At 64.0% G+C, this 14549-nt stretch carries 15 protein-coding genes; 10 read left to right on the plus strand and 5 right to left on the minus strand.

Features of this window, described 5'->3' with window-relative positions; translation table 11 throughout:
- The first annotated feature begins 28 nt into the window (after positions 1–28).
- The gene (locus NKJ90_RS22285) at positions 29–229 is read left to right on the plus strand and encodes a hypothetical protein (RefSeq protein ID WP_023760712.1); all 201 of its coding nucleotides are present in this window, start codon (positions 29–31) and stop codon (positions 227–229) included.
- Positions 230–235: 6 nt separating this feature from the next.
- Here the strand turns inward: NKJ90_RS22285 and NKJ90_RS22290 are convergent, their stop codons facing one another.
- Positions 236–493 (minus strand): hypothetical protein, encoded by a 258-nt coding sequence (locus tag NKJ90_RS22290; protein WP_023760711.1) that lies wholly within the window; start codon positions 491–493, stop codon positions 236–238.
- Between the two features lie 117 nt (positions 494–610).
- Here NKJ90_RS22290 and hemF point away from each other — a divergent pair, with 117 nt between their 5' ends.
- The 5 genes from hemF to NKJ90_RS22315 all read left to right on the plus strand — a co-directional run bounded on the left by hemF (position 611) and on the right by NKJ90_RS22315 (position 4418).
- On the plus strand, positions 611–1525 hold the full coding sequence (gene hemF / locus NKJ90_RS22295) for an oxygen-dependent coproporphyrinogen oxidase (RefSeq protein ID WP_023760710.1): 915 nt from the start codon (positions 611–613) through the stop codon (positions 1523–1525).
- Positions 1526–1833: 308 nt separating this feature from the next.
- Positions 1834–2094, plus strand: a complete 261-nt coding sequence (locus tag NKJ90_RS22300; RefSeq protein WP_023760709.1) for a DUF1344 domain-containing protein — start codon at positions 1834–1836, stop codon at positions 2092–2094.
- 233 nt (positions 2095–2327) lie between these two features.
- Positions 2328–2513 carry a DUF1059 domain-containing protein gene (locus NKJ90_RS22305; protein WP_023760708.1) on the plus strand — a complete coding sequence of 62 codons (186 nt, stop codon included), beginning with the start codon at positions 2328–2330 and terminating at the stop codon, positions 2511–2513.
- Positions 2514–2771: 258 nt separating this feature from the next.
- Positions 2772–3350, plus strand: a complete 579-nt coding sequence (locus tag NKJ90_RS22310) for a hypothetical protein (RefSeq protein WP_031260667.1) — start codon at positions 2772–2774, stop codon at positions 3348–3350.
- Positions 3351–3362: 12 nt separating this feature from the next.
- Positions 3363–4418 (plus strand): S8 family serine peptidase, encoded by a 1056-nt coding sequence (locus tag NKJ90_RS22315; RefSeq protein WP_352486782.1) that lies wholly within the window; start codon positions 3363–3365, stop codon positions 4416–4418.
- A 55-nt stretch (positions 4419–4473) separates the two neighbouring features.
- On the opposite strand, the gene NKJ90_RS22320 is transcribed toward NKJ90_RS22315, so the two are convergent.
- From NKJ90_RS22320 to NKJ90_RS22330, 3 genes are read right to left on the minus strand one after another with little or no spacing between them, the layout of a single operon-like run.
- Positions 4474–5736: a CCA tRNA nucleotidyltransferase gene (locus NKJ90_RS22320; protein WP_023760705.1), complete on the minus strand. Its 1263-nt coding sequence runs from the start codon at positions 5734–5736 to the stop codon at positions 4474–4476.
- Positions 5733–6365 carry a CoA pyrophosphatase gene (locus tag NKJ90_RS22325; protein WP_023760704.1) on the minus strand — a complete coding sequence of 211 codons (633 nt, stop codon included), beginning with the start codon at positions 6363–6365 and terminating at the stop codon, positions 5733–5735. The genes NKJ90_RS22320 and NKJ90_RS22325 overlap by 4 nt, the downstream gene beginning before the upstream one ends.
- A complete protein-coding gene (locus tag NKJ90_RS22330; RefSeq protein WP_023760703.1) occupies positions 6365–6994 on the minus strand; it encodes a DUF1285 domain-containing protein in 630 nt (209 codons plus the stop codon). Before NKJ90_RS22330 ends, NKJ90_RS22325 begins: the two co-directional genes overlap by 1 nt.
- Positions 6995–7135: 141 nt before the next feature.
- On the opposite strand from NKJ90_RS22330, the gene NKJ90_RS22335 reads away from it, so the two are divergent.
- The 4 genes from NKJ90_RS22335 to NKJ90_RS22350 are packed head-to-tail and all read left to right on the plus strand — an operon-like array spanning position 7136 to position 14009.
- Positions 7136–8140, plus strand: a complete 1005-nt coding sequence (locus NKJ90_RS22335; RefSeq protein ID WP_023760702.1) for an AAA family ATPase — start codon at positions 7136–7138, stop codon at positions 8138–8140.
- Positions 8140–9054, plus strand: coding sequence for a DUF58 domain-containing protein (locus tag NKJ90_RS22340; protein ID WP_023760701.1), 915 nt, complete (start codon positions 8140–8142; stop codon positions 9052–9054). The genes NKJ90_RS22335 and NKJ90_RS22340 overlap by 1 nt, the downstream gene beginning before the upstream one ends.
- A complete protein-coding gene (locus NKJ90_RS22345) occupies positions 9051–11873 on the plus strand; it encodes a DUF4159 domain-containing protein (RefSeq protein ID WP_023760700.1) in 2823 nt (940 codons plus the stop codon). The genes NKJ90_RS22340 and NKJ90_RS22345 overlap by 4 nt, the downstream gene beginning before the upstream one ends.
- A gap of 57 nt (positions 11874–11930) precedes the next feature.
- Positions 11931–14009, plus strand: coding sequence for a membrane protein (locus tag NKJ90_RS22350; RefSeq protein ID WP_023760699.1), 2079 nt, complete (start codon positions 11931–11933; stop codon positions 14007–14009).
- 124 nt (positions 14010–14133) lie between these two features.
- Here the strand turns inward: NKJ90_RS22350 and clpS are convergent, their stop codons facing one another.
- Entirely contained in the window at positions 14134–14439 is a 306-nt protein-coding gene (gene clpS / locus NKJ90_RS22355; RefSeq protein WP_023760698.1) for an ATP-dependent Clp protease adapter ClpS, read from the minus strand.
- Positions 14440–14549: the final 110 nt, after the last annotated feature.

The raw sequence follows: 14549 nt of genomic DNA on the forward strand, positions 1-14549 counted from the left end.
CTATGAGGCGATATGGAAGGAAACATCTGTGCTGGGACATCTTATCCAACCAGAAGAAGAGACACAGCTCATTACGATCTATCGGGTCGACTCCGGCGGCATGCCAACGCTCTACACGTCCGTGAGCTTCGATGAGGCGCGGAAAATGGGCTTTGAAAAATTCGGCAAGCTACTTGGCGAGAACCTGATCCTGGATTCTCCAAGATTGCGCGACCTATTTTTCTCGTGACATTCCTCAGTCCGCCGCCGGCAACCGCCTGATGGTGAACTCGATCACATCGCCCGGCCGCTCGAACCAGCTTTCGATCTCGGTCCAGTAGGCCTGCTTGGGAAAGCGATCGAACCATTCCTTGGCTTTGAGCCGCGCATCGGAGCGCGGCAGGACGAAGGTCTCGCGCAGGAAACCGTCGCGCGGCATGCGTGCGCGTTCGGCCCGGCTTTGGTCCAGCCGCTTCTTCAGGCCATCCAGCGGTGGTCTTGCCGGGGTGCGCACGAAACGACTCCTTGCACCTTAATGACACTTGACCCTTGCCCTTAAGAGATTAGGGATCGCGCCGGCAAAAGACGAGTCATTTGTAGGGCTCATCGCCCCCGCAACCGGAGACGGCACTTGGAACGACCTGAAATACCGGCTGGCCTGCCCGCCGACATCGAGCAGAAGAAGATGAAGGCGCGCCTGTGGTTCGAGGCATTGCGCGAACGCATCTGCGCCGGGCTTGAACAGATCGAACAAGATCTTGGCGGTCCGCTGGCCTCGTGGTCGCCAGGCCGTTTCGAAAAGACGCCCTGGGAACGCGACGAGGGCCGCGGCGGTGGCGGCACCATGTCGATGATGTACGGCCGCGTCTTCGAGAAGGTCGGCGTTCATACCTCGACGGTTTACGGCGAGTTCTCGCCCGAATTCAGGAAGCAGATGCCCGGCGCCGAGGAAGATCCGCGCTTTTGGGCATCCGGCATTTCGCTGATCGCCCATCCCTGGAATCCCAATGTTCCCGCCGTGCACATGAACACGCGCATGGTGGTCACATCCAGCCAATGGTTCGGCGGCGGCGCCGATCTGACGCCGGTTCTCGAGCGCCGCCGCACACAGGACGATCCCGATACCGTCGCCTTCCATCGCGCCATGCAGTTCGCTTGCGAGAAGAATGCCGGCGTCGCCGACTACCCGAAATTCAAGGCCTGGTGCGACGAGTACTTCTATCTTCCGCACCGCAACGAACCGCGCGGCACCGGCGGCATCTTCTTCGACTGGCTGCATTCGGGCGAGGACAGAGGCGGCTGGAATGCCGACTTCAACTTCGTCCAGGATGTCGGCCGCTCTTTTCTCGTCGTCTACGGCCACCTCGTGCGCGCCAACTTCAACGAGAACTGGACCGACGGTGATCGCGACGAGCAGCTCATCCGCCGCGGCCGCTACGTCGAATTCAACCTGCTTCACGATCGCGGCACCATCTTCGGCCTGAAGACCGGCGGCAATGTCGAAGCGATCCTCTCCAGCCTTCCACCTGAGGTCCGCTGGCCGTAACAAAATGGTGAGCGCGGCGTGAGCCGCATTGATGTCCCATTCGCTCGAAATGCGGCGTCGAATGTGGCATGAGGTGCGGCGAAAATTTATTTTTCGTCTAATAGGCTCTTGAAAAGGCTGGTCTATTTGTTGCGCCGGGTCGGGAAGCGCCGGCGGTTCGCCTGAGCGCAATTCCAGGAAAGCGTTAAACGATTTTCCGTTCGGAATTGCCTCAAAACAAGCGAGCCGCGACCCGACGCGACCGGACGGCCCAGACGATGCGGGACACATTCGTCAAAAGGATACCCGCCCTTCAGGAGTACTTCACAATGCGCAAGATCATTGTTTCGGCTGCCGCCGCTGCCCTTCTCGCTTCCGGTTCGGTGGCGTTCGCCGCCATCAAGCACACCACCGGCACGATCAAGACCTTTGACGCAACGGCCATGAGCCTTGTCCTCGATGACGGATCGTCCTTTACGCTTCCCAAGACCTTCAAGGATCCTGGCCTGCAGGTCGGTGAAAAGGTCCGCGTCTCATGGGAGATGAGCGGCAAGAAAAAAGTCGCCGAGGCCGTCAAGATCGCGAAGTGATGGCCTGCCAAAGCAGGGCAAGATGATGATGTCTGGTCCTGCTTCGGGCTAGCGCGAAAGGGCGGAGCAGAGCTGTTTCGCCCTTTTTGCCGTTGACGGCAACCGATACCACCCCATCTGTGTTATGCTTTCCACCCGCTCGCGGCTCCACGGATTCAACCCTGAAATCGGACCATGAGCCAGGAAAGTGCCGGAGCCTCGATCGGGCTCCACGGAGGAAAAGGAGAAATCGCATGAAGGAATTTCACTGCGGGTCGCTCGTGCCCGGCTGTGACTGGCACACGCGTGCCGACGAGGAGGCCGAGGTCATGCGTCGTGTCGTCGAGCACATGCGCGAAACGCATGGCGAGACGGTTATCCGTGAAACGATGATCGAGGCGATCCGCTCGCGCATCGAAAAGACCCGCGACGCGGCCTAGTCTTTGCCGCTCGGATTCATCCACAACACCAAACGAGCCGCGTTGGCGCCTCAAGATTGGTTGAAAAGCGCCATCGCGGACGTCCTGCCGGCCAGATCGCGCAGGTCAAAGAATTATATTTTCCTCGGCTAAAATAAACCCTGCGGTAACCGAACCCATGCCACTGTCGGGCAGATAATCCGGCTACAGTGGGGCTGCAAGAGAAGCCCGTCGCCACCAGGCACTGGTCCGGGATCGGTGGGGCGAGGTGTTTCGCGCATGCGCGAAAAGTCCGGCAATCGAGTGAGTCTTCGCACGACGGCGCTCCTGCTGTACGGGCTCCTTTCAGCGTATCCGGCGATAGCCCAGGAAGTGACCACATCGCTGGTCGACCTCCACCAAGGCTCGCCGCTCAGCGATCGCGCGCACGACCTTGGCGGCGGCGGTTATGAACTGCAGGACGGAAGCCGGATATCGTTCAACCAATGGTACCACGCAAGCTGGGTCGACATGCACGTCGAACTTTTGACCCAGATCACGGAAGACACCGGCATCCTCTGGGGATTTGGCACCGGAGAAGAAGGTGAGAAATATCGCATCGAGCCCAGCCTGAAGCTGGGCTTCCTCACGCAGATGCATCCGGGTCCGAACAGTACTCTTTCCTTGTCGCTCACCACCACCCTCGGCGGCAAGCTCACCGAAAAGCCATGCGAAGCGAACTACGGCGATTTGGGTACCTACAGCGTCAATTGCCGGCTCGCGGCCAGCGAGATGGCGCCAGAGGAAACTTTGAAATATCTGGTTAACGCTAAACCGGAGAGCCAGCACCTCTGGCTGAATTACCGTGTTACTTTCTGATCGCCGGGGAGGATGCAAATGAGAAAATCATCCCATCCCGAAATTCGCGTTCGCCCGTCCTGGTTCCTGTTTGAACGGAGTAAGAGCATGTCCGGTAGTTGCTTGAAATTCGTTTTCGTTGCGGCTCTCACCACCCTGTCGGCGCCGATGGCTTCGGCACAGGAGGCGGTCAATGCGGATGAGATGGCCGCGCTGTGTCACGGCGGCGGCCGGTCCACATGCGCGAGTGCAACGATACCGGCTGCGACCACACAAGCGGTGCAGGGGTGGATGAGCCCCGACGTCGGCGCGGCATGGGCCGCGGGGTACAAGGGCAAGGGCGTCACGATTACCATTGTCGACGATTTCTCTAGTACATCGCGCTTCTCGGGCAATTTCGGTGTCGGGGTTCAAACCCAGCGCCACGGTGAATGGACGCGCGAGGAAGCTGGCATGATCGCGCCCTTGGCGACCATCAGGTCGAAGGACTTTTCAACCAGCTCGGCCGTCAGCCTGGCGCCTGGCCTGAACGTGCTCAATCTGAGCTATGGCATGTACGCCAAAGCGGGCTACAGCCCGAACCAGATCGGATGGAGCCCCGAGGAAGCCTCCATCATCTCCTATGCCACCAAAGGGTCGGCTGTTGTTTCGAAGGCGGCGGGCAACGATTCGGTTGCCGTGGGCGGAGAAACAGGCGGTCAGCAGGACTATCTCGATATCGCCCTGGTTGGCAAAGCCTCTGCGATCTTCGTCGGCGCCCTGTCGACGAACGGCGCAACAACCAACAAGGCCCAGCTTGCCTGGTACTCCAACTATGCCGGCTCCGACCCGCTCGTGCAAAGCCACTTTCTTGTGGTTGGCGTCGATGGGAGCAAGACAGGCCTATATGGCACCTCCTTCGCAGCGCCGATCATTTCAGGATATGCGGCGATACTAGGCAGCAAATTCACCAAGGCCACGCCGACCCAGATCACCAACGATCTGCTCAATACGGCTCGCACCGACACCCTGGTCAACTATAGTGCTTCCACGTACGGCAAGGGCGAAGCGAGCCTTTCACGCGCCCTGGCTCCCGTGGCAATCAGGTAGTTTCGCTCGTTCGACGACATTTGACCGTCACGGAGCACGGGCTTCGAGCCAAGGCCTAGGTTTCCAGTGCCTTCGCGGCGCGATCAAGCAGTGCGCCGCGATCGGGCGCAAATCCCGTTTCGATCCATTCCGCCTCGAGGTTCTTGAGGATCTCGCCCAGCTTCGGTCCTGGCGTTGCACCGAGCGCCGTCAGATCGGCGCCTTTCAGCGGGAACACCGGTTTTTTCCATTTGAGCGCGAAGGCCAGCAAGCGCGAGAAGCCGCCCGCTTCAAGCAGCGCGTCATTGTCGTCGACAGCACGAACGCGGGCCGCAGCCAGCGACAGGCGCAAGCGGTCGACAAATCCCTGCCGATCGCCGCGATAGAGCCTTTTCGCCAGTTCGCCCTCGGTCGTCTTCGGCTCGACAGCGGTGGCAAGCGCCCAGTGGCGCAGGCGATCCGCTTCGGCAGTCGAAAATCTGAGCCGCTCGGCGAGCGTCTTCATGCGTGCGGCATCCGGCGGCACGATCGCTTCCAGCCGCAGCAGCGGGTCGGGCGCCCAGCCCAGATCTTTCTCGGCCTTGGCCAGCCCATGGATCGCATCGATGCCCCATTTCTCGCTTTCCGGCAGCGCGGCGGTCAAGACGCCAGCCTGCCGCATCCAGAGCAGCGCCCGTGAGGGATCAGGCGCCGACAAAAGCTTCTTCAATTCGGACCAGATGCGCTCGGCCGAAAGCTGGGCCAGACCTTCCTTCAGCCGGGCACAGGCTTTCAGCCCATTGGCATCCGGCCGGCCGTCGCCATACCAGGCGAAGAAGCGGAAGAAGCGCAGGATGCGCAGATAGTCCTCACGGATGCGCGCTTCCGCATCGCCAATGAAGCGCAGCCGGCGAGCCTCGATGTCGGCAATGCCGCCGACAAGGTCGACAACCCGGCCATCGGCCTCCGCATAGAGCGCATTGATGGTGAAATCGCGCCTCTCGGCGTCAAGCTTCCAATCGCGCCCGAACGACACTTTGGCCCGCCGCCCGTCAGTCTCGATGTCGGCTCGCAACGTGGTGACCTCATAGGGCTTGCCGCCGGCGACCACCGTGATCGTGCCGTGCTCGAAGCCGGTCGGCACCGCCTTGAAACCTCCCGCCTCGGCGCGGCGGATGGTTTCCCGCGGCAAGCAGGTGGTGGCGATGTCGATGTCGGCGACCAGTTGGCCCATCAGCGTGTTGCGCACGGCGCCGCCCGCAACGCGCGCCTCTTCACCGCCCTCGCTCAGTGCGGCCAACAGGCGTTGCAGATGCTTGTCGCCGAGCCAATCGGCCCTGCCCGCGATCGTGACGCTCACGCATAGAGCCTTTCATAGAGGGTACGGATGATGCCGGCGGTGACGCCCCAGATGCGCCGGTCGCCATAGGGCATGTCGTAGAAGAACCATTCGAGATCGTTCCACATGCGGCTGTCGCGCTTGTGGTTGGCCGGGTCCATCAGGAAGCGCAGCGGAACTTCGAAGGCGGCATCGACTTCGTCGGCGTTCAAGCTCAGCTGGAAACCCGGCCGCACGATGCCCAGCACCGGCGCGATGCGGTAGCCGCTGCCGGCGACATAGTCGGGCATGCGGCCGATGATCTCGATGTGATCGCGGCCAAGGCCGATCTCCTCGAAGGTCTCGCGCAGCGCCGCCGCCTCCGGGCTTGGATCGGTCTGATCGATGGTGCCGCCGGGAAAGGCCACCTGCCCCGAATGATTGCGCAGCTTTTCGGCCCGTTTTGTCAGTAGAACCGTCGCATCGCCTTCGTGGTCGACCACCGGGATCAGCACGGCGGCATTGCGCAGCGCCTTGCCCTGGTTGAGGCGTGGATGACCGGGGTTGAAGCGATGATCGCCATAGTCATCGCTGGCATGCGCATCCGGCTGCGCGGCAAAGCGCGCGCGAAAATCCGCTGATGAAAAAGGCGCCGGAGACACCTGGTCCATCACGCGCTCAGCCGCTTCAACTGGTCCGCCGGCATGATCGGGAACACAGCCTTTTTCGAGCGCACCGCGAACATGGTCTTGCCGCCGATCTCGACCTCCTCGCCATGGCCGACCAGCTCATACATCACCGGCCGCGCAACCAACGCCTCCAGCCGGCCCCGCACCAGCACATAGGGCTTCAGCCCGCCAGTACCGTTCTCGTCGACGAAACGCAGCGGCCGCTCCGGCCCGGCCTCGACGACGTCGCCGACATTGGTGCGGAAGGTGATGACCTGCCCGTCACCGTCGCCCGAAACGTCCATTTCGACGGCAATGAACGGCGCATCGGCGACCCGAATGCCGACTCGCTCCACCGGTGTCACCAGATAGGTCCTGCCGTCGGCATCCTTGCGCAGCACCGAGGAGAAAAGCTGAACCAGCGGTATGCGCCCGATCGGCGTGCCCAGATAGAACCAGGTGCCATCGGCCTTGATCTCCATGTCGAGATCGCCGCAGAAGTCGGGATTCCAGCGTTCGACCGGCGCCGCACCCTTGCCGGCGCGGGTGGCGCGCGAGATCAACGCCTCGAGACCGCGCGCCTCGGTGGCACTCGTAAGGCCCTGTTCGAGATCTTCGGAGTGTTCCGTCATGGTCACGAAATAGTCACTGTTGTTCCGCTTGTCAGCCTAAGTCTGTGATTTAAATTCTAATGCAGACGCTAGGCGAGGCCGAATCGCGGCAGTCATGGTATGCTGCAGGCAGGCATTTCCAATCACAAGGATCGATGCGGCATGAGCGTAATGGTCAAGGAAAGCCCGATCAGCGAAACGGACATGATCGCCGAGGCCGAGAAAGCGCTGGCCGACATCTCCAGGATCCGCGACGGGGTCGGCCGGGTCATCTTCGGCCAGGAGAGCGTCGTCGAGCGCACGCTGGTGGCGCTGCTCGCCGGCGGCCATGCGCTGCTGGTCGGCGTGCCGGGCCTCGCCAAGACCAAGCTGGTCGAAACACTTGGCATCGTGCTCGGCCTCAATTCGCGCCGCATCCAGTTCACCCCCGACCTGATGCCGTCCGATATCCTTGGCTCCGAGGTGATGGAGCAGGACGAGGCCGGCAAGCGCTCCTTCCGCTTCATTTCCGGCCCGATCTTCGCCCAGCTGCTGATGGCCGACGAGATCAACCGCGCTTCGCCGCGCACCCAGTCTGCGCTGCTGCAGGCGATGCAGGAGTACCACGTCACCATTGCCGGCGCCCGCTACGACCTGCCGGCGCCCTTCCACGTGCTGGCGACGCAGAACCCGCTGGAGCAGGAAGGCACCTATCCGCTGCCCGAGGCCCAGCTCGACCGCTTCCTGATGCAGGTCGACATCCTCTATCCCGAAATCGAGGCCGAGCGCCGCATTCTGCTGGAAACGACCGGCGTCGAGGACGCGAAAGCCCAGAACGTTCTGCAGCCGGCGCGGCTGAAGGAAATCCAGACACTCATCCGCCGCATGCCGGTACCCGAAAGCGTCGTCGAGGCGATCCTTACGCTGGTGCGCTCAGCGCGTCCGGGCCAGGGCAATGCCGAGACCGACAAGCACGTCGCCTGGGGCCCCGGCCCACGCGCCAGCCAGGCGCTGATGCTGTGCACCAGGGCGCGCGCACTTTACGATGGACGGCTGGCGCCGTCGACCGACGATGTCCGCGCGCTCGCCGAGCCGGTGCTGCAGCATCGCATGGCGCTGACCTTCGCCGCTCGCGCCGAAGGCACCAGCGTGCGCGACGTTGTGGCGAAACTGGCCAAAGGTATCTGATGGCGCATATCGGCGAGGTCCAGGCTCCGGCAGCGACGCGCGACGCGCTCGCCCGTGGCCGGTTGCGGGCCTCTCTTGTGCCCGACCTGCTGGTCGAGGCGCGGCGCATCGTCAACACCGTGATCGCCGGCTGGCACGGCCGCCGCAAGCGCGGCATCGGCGAGAATTTCTGGCAGTTCCGGCCTTATGTCGAAGGCGATTCCTCGCGGATCGACTGGCGCCGCTCTGCGCGAGACGACCACACCTATGTGCGCGACCGCGAATGGGAAGCCGCCCACACGGTCTGGCTATGGGCGGATCCTTCGCCGTCGATGCTCTACAAATCGACCGCCGCCAGCGTCTCCAAGCAATCGCGTGCGCTGGTGCTGGCGCTGGCCATGGCCGAGCTGTTGTCGCGCAGCGGTGAGCGTATTGCCTGGCCCGGTCTCACCGATCCGTTCACCGCCCGCAACGGCGCCGAGCGCATCGCCGCCCAGCTCATGCATGCCGGCGATTTGCCGGCAAAACCCGATCTTTCCGACATCCGCCGCTTCTGCGACATCGTCATTGTCAGCGATTTCCTCGATCCCGTCGAGGAGACGATGGCCTGGCTCGACGTTCTGGCTCGCCACGGCGTGCGCGCCCACCTGATCGAGGTTGCCGACCCGGCCGAGGAAACCTTCCCCTATGCCGGCCGCACCGAATTCACGGACCCCGAGACCGGCGACAAGCTGACCGCCGGGCGCGCCGAAATGCTGGGCGATGAGTATCGCCTGCTCTACACCGCCCGCCGCCACGAATTGGCTGTCTGGTGCAAGCGCCTCGGCTGGAGCTTCACCGTCAACCACACCGATCGGCTGGCTTCCGACGCGCTGGTGCGCCTGCACATGGCGATGACCGCCGATGGCGCCGCTGCCGGAAGGGTCAGCGCATGAGCTGGCTGCCGCTCTCCTTTGGCGCCCCCATGGTGCTGTGGGGTCTGCTGGCACTGCCGGTGATCTGGTGGCTGTTGCGGCTGACACCGCCCAAACCGCAAACCGAGATCTTCCCGCCGCTGAGGATCCTGGCGCGCGTCCTGAAGCGCGAGGAGACGCCGCAACAGAGCCCGTGGTGGCTGACGCTGCTGAGACTGCTGATGGCGGCGCTCATCGTCGCCGCATTGGCCGACCCGGTCTTCAACCCGCGCGAGAAACTGCCGGCCGAGGGTGCTGCCCTGGCCCTGGTTATCGACAATGACTGGGCAAGTGCCGCCGACTGGGGCAAGCGCGTCGCCACCGCCGAGCGGCTGATCAACGATGCTGGCTCGAACGGCGTGCCCGTCATCATCGCCTTCACCGCCGAAAAAGCCAATGCCGAGATCGGCCCGTTCGATGCCGCCGCCGCGCTCGACCGGCTGCGCGCCGCCAAGCCGCGGCCGATTCCGACCGACCGGCCGGCCGTCTATGCTCGCGTCGCCGGCGTGCTGGAAAGCTTGCCCGGCGCCAGTGTTGCCGTGCTTGCCGACGGACTTGCGGCAAAAGGCGACGAAGCCGCCTTCAACACGCTGTTGTCCAGGAATGCCGCCCGTGTTGTTTGGGCAACCGCCGACAGGCTGTCGCTGACCGGCCTGACCGCCGCCGACAATCAGGTTGACGGCTTTGCGCTTACCGCCATTCGCGCGCCGGGCGATCCTGCCCCGGCGCAGGTCACCGCCGGTGCCTTCGACGACAAGGGCCGGCGCATCGCCGATGCGACGCTGACCTTTTCACCTGGCGAAACCACTGCCACTGGCATTATGGCGGTGCCGTTTGAACTGCGCAACGACTTCGCCTCGGTCGCGCTCGACGGCGAGCGCCAGGCCGGCGCGGTGCGCGTCCTCGACGAAAGCTCCAAGCGGCGGCGCGTCGGGCTGTTGTCGCAGGCCGAGGCCGACCAGGCGCAGCCGCTTTTGTCGCCGCTCTATTACATCAGGCGCGCGCTGCAGCCCTTCGCCGATCTGGTCGAGCCCTCAAGTGCCGATCTCGCCGATGCCATCCCGCAGATCCTCGACCAGAAGCCGGCGATGATCGTCATGGCCGACATCGGCACCATTCCCGCGCAAGTCCGGCAGAGGTTGGTCGACTGGGTCGACAATGGCGGCACGCTGGTGCGTTTCGCCGGATCGCGGCTGGCCGCCGCCGGCAATGACGACGACCTGCTGCCGGTCCGTCTGCGCACCGGCGAACGTTCGCTCGGCGGCGCGCTGTCGTGGACGTCGCCGCAGCCGGTCACCGAATTCCCCAAGGCCGGCCCGTTCGCCGATCTTGCGCCGCCGACGGAGGTCACCGTCAGCAGGCAGGTGCTGGCAGAACCAACCCCCGACATCGTCGAGCGCACCTGGGCGGCTCTTGCCGACGGCACGCCGTTGGTCACCGGACTGAAGAAGGGGAAGGGCACGCTGGCGCTGTTCCATGTCACGCCCGAGGCGACCTGGTCGAACCTGCCGATCTCGGGCAGCTTCGTCGAGATGCTGCGCCGCATCGTGCAACTGTCGCGCAACCAGGGCGCGGCGATCGCCAATGCCGAAGCCGCCGCCACCTCGCTGGCGCCCTATCGAATGATTGCAGCCGACGGCTCGCTGGTGCCGCCGACGCCTGACGCACGGCCGCTGGTGCCGGGCGCAGGCGCGTTGCCAGTGACGTTCGAGAACCCGCCCGGGCTCTATGGTTCCGAGACGGGTGTGTTTGCCCACAATCTGCTTCAAGCCGACAGCACGTTTGCGCCGCTGGCGCGGCCGCAGATCACGGTTCCCGTCACATCGATCCAGTATGCCTTCGACGAATCGCGCAATTTGAAGGGCGCGCTGGTCGCGGCTGCCCTGGTGCTGATGCTGCTCGACACGCTGGCGGTGTTCTGGATAGGCGGCCTGTTTACCCGCCGACCGCGCCGCTCAGGCGCCGTGGCAACCACTTCTGCGATCCTGATTGCGCTTGGTGTGCTGTTCGGCCATGCCGACCTCGCTCGCGCCGATGACGCCAAGGCGGGCGACGAGGTTGCAATAGAGGCGATTTCAAAGACCCGCATCGCCTATGTGCTGACCGGGGTGCCGGGCGACGATTCGATCAGCCGCGCCGGGCTCGAAGGCCTGACCCGCTTCCTGATCGAGAAGACGGCTCTCGAACCGGGCGCGCCGACCGGCGTCGACATCTCCAAGGACGAGCTGTCGTTCTATCCGCTGATCTACTGGCCGATCGATCCAGCTGCACCGATGCCGAACCAGGCCGCGATCGCCCGCATCGACGCCTATATGCAACAGGGCGGCACGGTGCTGTTCGATACGCGCGACCAGTTCGCCAACGGCATCGGCGCCGATTCGACCAGCCCGGCGACGGAGCGGCTGCGCGACATCCTCGGCAATCTGAACGTGCCGCCGCTGGAGCCGGTGCCATCCGACCACGTGCTGACCAAATCCTTCTTCATCCTGCCCGAATTTCCCGGCCGCTTCAGTGGCAGCCCGCTCTGGGTCGAGGCTTCGCTCGACGCCAGCAATGTCGAGAACCGGCCGGTGCGCACGGGCGACGGCGTCTCCCCGATCATGATCACCGCCAATGACTTCGCGGGCGCCTGGGCGGTCGACGAGAATGGCGACCCGCTGCTGCCGACCGTACCGGCGGATCCGATGCAGCGCATCTACGCGCTACGCGCCGGCGTCAACATCATGATGTACATGCTGACCGGCAACTACAAATCCGATCAGGTCCACGTGCCGATACTGCTCGAACGGCTGGGGCAGTAAGATGATGTCTTTTGTTGCACCTCCGCGGATCGACCCTCCCAAATGGGAGGGTAAGGAATGAACTGGTCGATCTCCTTCGAACCGCTGATCTCCTGGCTTTGGCTGTTCTTGGCGCTGGTGCCGCTGGCGCTGCTTGCGCTGGTCGGCCTGTGGTTTCGTCAGCGCGGCTCGGTCTTTCGTTTCATCGCTCTGATGGCGCTCGCCGCCGCCCTGTTCAACCCGGTGTTCCTCAACGAGGAGCGCGAGCCCCTGAAAAGCATTGTCGCCCTCGTTGTCGACCGCAGCCAGAGCCAGGATATCGGCGACCGCACGAAACAGACCGACGAGGCGCTGGCCGGGCTGCAGGAGCGTCTTGGCCGCTTCAAGCAGTTCGACGTGCGCGTCGTCGAGGCCGGCAAGTCCGAGGCCGCCGAGGAGCGCACCGAGACACGGCTGTTCAGCGCGCTCGATGGCGCCTTCCGCGATGTGCCGCCGTTACGCATCGGCGGTGCCATCATGATCACCGATGGCGAGGTGCATGATGCGCCTCCGGGCGCCCCCGATTTCAACGCCCCGCTGCATGCGCTGATCACTGGCAACGACCACGAAAAGGATCGCCGCATCCGCTTCGAGAATGCGCCGCGCTTCGGCCTCGTCGGCAAGCCGCTCGACATGACCTACCGCGTCATCTCGACCGAAAACGAGACCGGTCCGGTTGACGTGCGGGTCTCTGTCAATGGCGAGCAGGTCACGGTCGAGCATGCCACCGTCGGCCAGGCGATGCCGCTGCAGGTGACCATTCCCGCTGCCGGCCGCAACATCGTCGAACTCGCCATCGACCGCGAACCGGGCGAACTGACCGACACCAACAACCGCGCCATCGCGCTCATCGATGGCATCCGCGAGAACCTGCGTGTGCTGCTGGTCTCCGGCGAGCCGCATGCCGGCGAGCGCACCTGGCGCAATCTGTTGAAATCCGACGCCTCTGTCGACCTCGTGCATTTCACCATTCTGCGGCCACCGGAAAAGCAGGACGGCACGCCGATCAATGAATTGTCGCTGATCGCCTTCCCGACACGCGAGCTGTTCGTCGAGAAGATCAAGGATTTCGACCTTATCATATTCGACCGCTACCAGCACCGCGACGTGCTGCCGATCCTCTATTACGACTACATCTCCGAATATGTCGAAAAGGGCGGCGCGCTGCTGATCGCGGCCGGCCCCGAATATGCCGGTGAAAGCTCCATCGCGCGCACGCCGCTGATGTCGGCCCTGCCGGCGATGCCGACGGGCGAGGTTGTCGACAAGGCCTTCTATCCCCGCCTCACCGATCTTGGCCAGCGCCATCCGGTGACGCGCGGCCTGGATGGCTCGGCCGCCGAGCCGCCGCACTGGAGCCGCTGGTTCCGCACCATCGGCGTGCAGAACCCGGAAGGCGAGGTGGTGATGAAAGGCGCAGACAACCGGCCCCTGCTGTTGCTCGACCGCAAGGGCGAAGGCCGCGTCGGCATGCTTCTGTCCGACCAGGGCTGGCTGTGGGCGCGCGGCTTCGAAGGCGGCGGCCCGCATGTCCAGCTCTATCGGCGCATCGCGCACTGGCTGATGAAGGAGCCAGAACTCGAGGAGGAGCGGCTGACCGCCGACGGTCGCGGCATGGTGCTGGAAATCCGTCGCCAGACGATGGCCGACGATCCCGGCCCCGCCCAGATCATCACCCCTTCCGGCAAGACCTTGACCGTCAAGCTCGAGAAATCCGAGCCCGGCGTTTTCCTTGGCAGTGTCGAGACAAACGAGATCGGCCTTTATCAGGTTGCCAATGGCGACCTGACCGCGCTCGCCCATGTCGGACCGGTCAACGCACCGGAATTCGCAGATGTCATCTCCACCGAAAACCGGCTGAAGGCGCCGGCGGAAGCCACCGGCGGCAGCGTGCGCCGGCTGGCGTCGTCCTCGACCCTTGGCAGCGACGTGACGCTGCCCTCCATCGTGCCGGTGCGCTCGGCCGGCGCCGCGTCCGGCAGCGACTGGATCGGCCTGCGCACCACGGACGACAGCGTGCTCAAGGCCGTCTCGCGCGTGCCGCTTTTCGGTGGCTTCCTCGGCCTCGGCCTGTTGCTTCTGGCGATGGGTTCGATGTGGTATCGCGAGGGACGGTAGCGCCAAGACGGTTGAGGGGTGCCGGCCGGAATAAGGCGTTGGTGCTTTCTGGAACACCCTCATCCGACCGAGCTTCGCTCGGCCACCTTCTCCCACAGGGAGAGAAAGGAGAGAGCGAGCAGCCCTACTCCTCCGGCTCGGTCGTGAACATCAGCGGATAGCCCTTGGCCTTGCCGGCATCGGTAGCCCGCATCGCCTTGGTCTCGGCGACATCCTTGGTAAAGACGGCGACGACGCAGACGCCGCGCCGATGCGCGGTGATCATCACCCGGTGCGCCTGGTCTTCGCTGAGCTTGAACTCCCCCTTCAGCACCGTCACCACGAATTCGCGCGGGGTGAAATCGTCATTGATGAGGATGACCTTGTAGAGCTTCGGCCGTTCGATCTGCGGCTTGACCTGTACGCGCGGTTTTGTGGTGATTTCAGGCATTGGAACCGACAATTTGCGTAAACGACGTGGCCGCCATTCTGGCACCGGGGAAAGCGGCAGTCCATTTTGATCGCGGCGCCAACCGGTGTCCGCGGGCGCGGCCATTCCTA

Origin of the sequence: Mesorhizobium sp. M0051 (genome assembly GCF_040323235.1) — a bacterium.
GTDB lineage: Bacteria > Pseudomonadota > Alphaproteobacteria > Rhizobiales > Rhizobiaceae > Mesorhizobium.

Bases quoted from the DNA above. Each gene is read 5' to 3' on its own strand.
- NKJ90_RS22330 (WP_023760703.1), bottom strand. From the start codon at position 6,994: ATGACGGAACACTCCGAAGATCTCGAACAGGGCCTTACGAGTGCCACC.
- clpS (WP_023760698.1), bottom strand. From the start codon at position 14,439: ATGCCTGAAATCACCACAAAACCGCGCGTACAGGTCAAGCCGCAGATC.
- NKJ90_RS22300 (WP_023760709.1), top strand. From the start codon at position 1,834: ATGCGCAAGATCATTGTTTCGGCTGCCGCCGCTGCCCTTCTCGCTTCC.
- NKJ90_RS22305 (WP_023760708.1), top strand. From the start codon at position 2,328: ATGAAGGAATTTCACTGCGGGTCGCTCGTGCCCGGCTGTGACTGGCAC.
- NKJ90_RS22345 (WP_023760700.1), top strand. From the start codon at position 9,051: ATGAGCTGGCTGCCGCTCTCCTTTGGCGCCCCCATGGTGCTGTGGGGT.
- NKJ90_RS22315 (WP_352486782.1), top strand. From the start codon at position 3,363: ATGCAAATGAGAAAATCATCCCATCCCGAAATTCGCGTTCGCCCGTCC.
- NKJ90_RS22325 (WP_023760704.1), bottom strand. From the start codon at position 6,365: ATGGACCAGGTGTCTCCGGCGCCTTTTTCATCAGCGGATTTTCGCGCG.
- NKJ90_RS22340 (WP_023760701.1), top strand. From the start codon at position 8,140: ATGGCGCATATCGGCGAGGTCCAGGCTCCGGCAGCGACGCGCGACGCG.
- NKJ90_RS22335 (WP_023760702.1), top strand. From the start codon at position 7,136: ATGAGCGTAATGGTCAAGGAAAGCCCGATCAGCGAAACGGACATGATC.
- NKJ90_RS22350 (WP_023760699.1), top strand. From the start codon at position 11,931: ATGAACTGGTCGATCTCCTTCGAACCGCTGATCTCCTGGCTTTGGCTG.
- NKJ90_RS22310 (WP_031260667.1), top strand. From the start codon at position 2,772: ATGCGCGAAAAGTCCGGCAATCGAGTGAGTCTTCGCACGACGGCGCTC.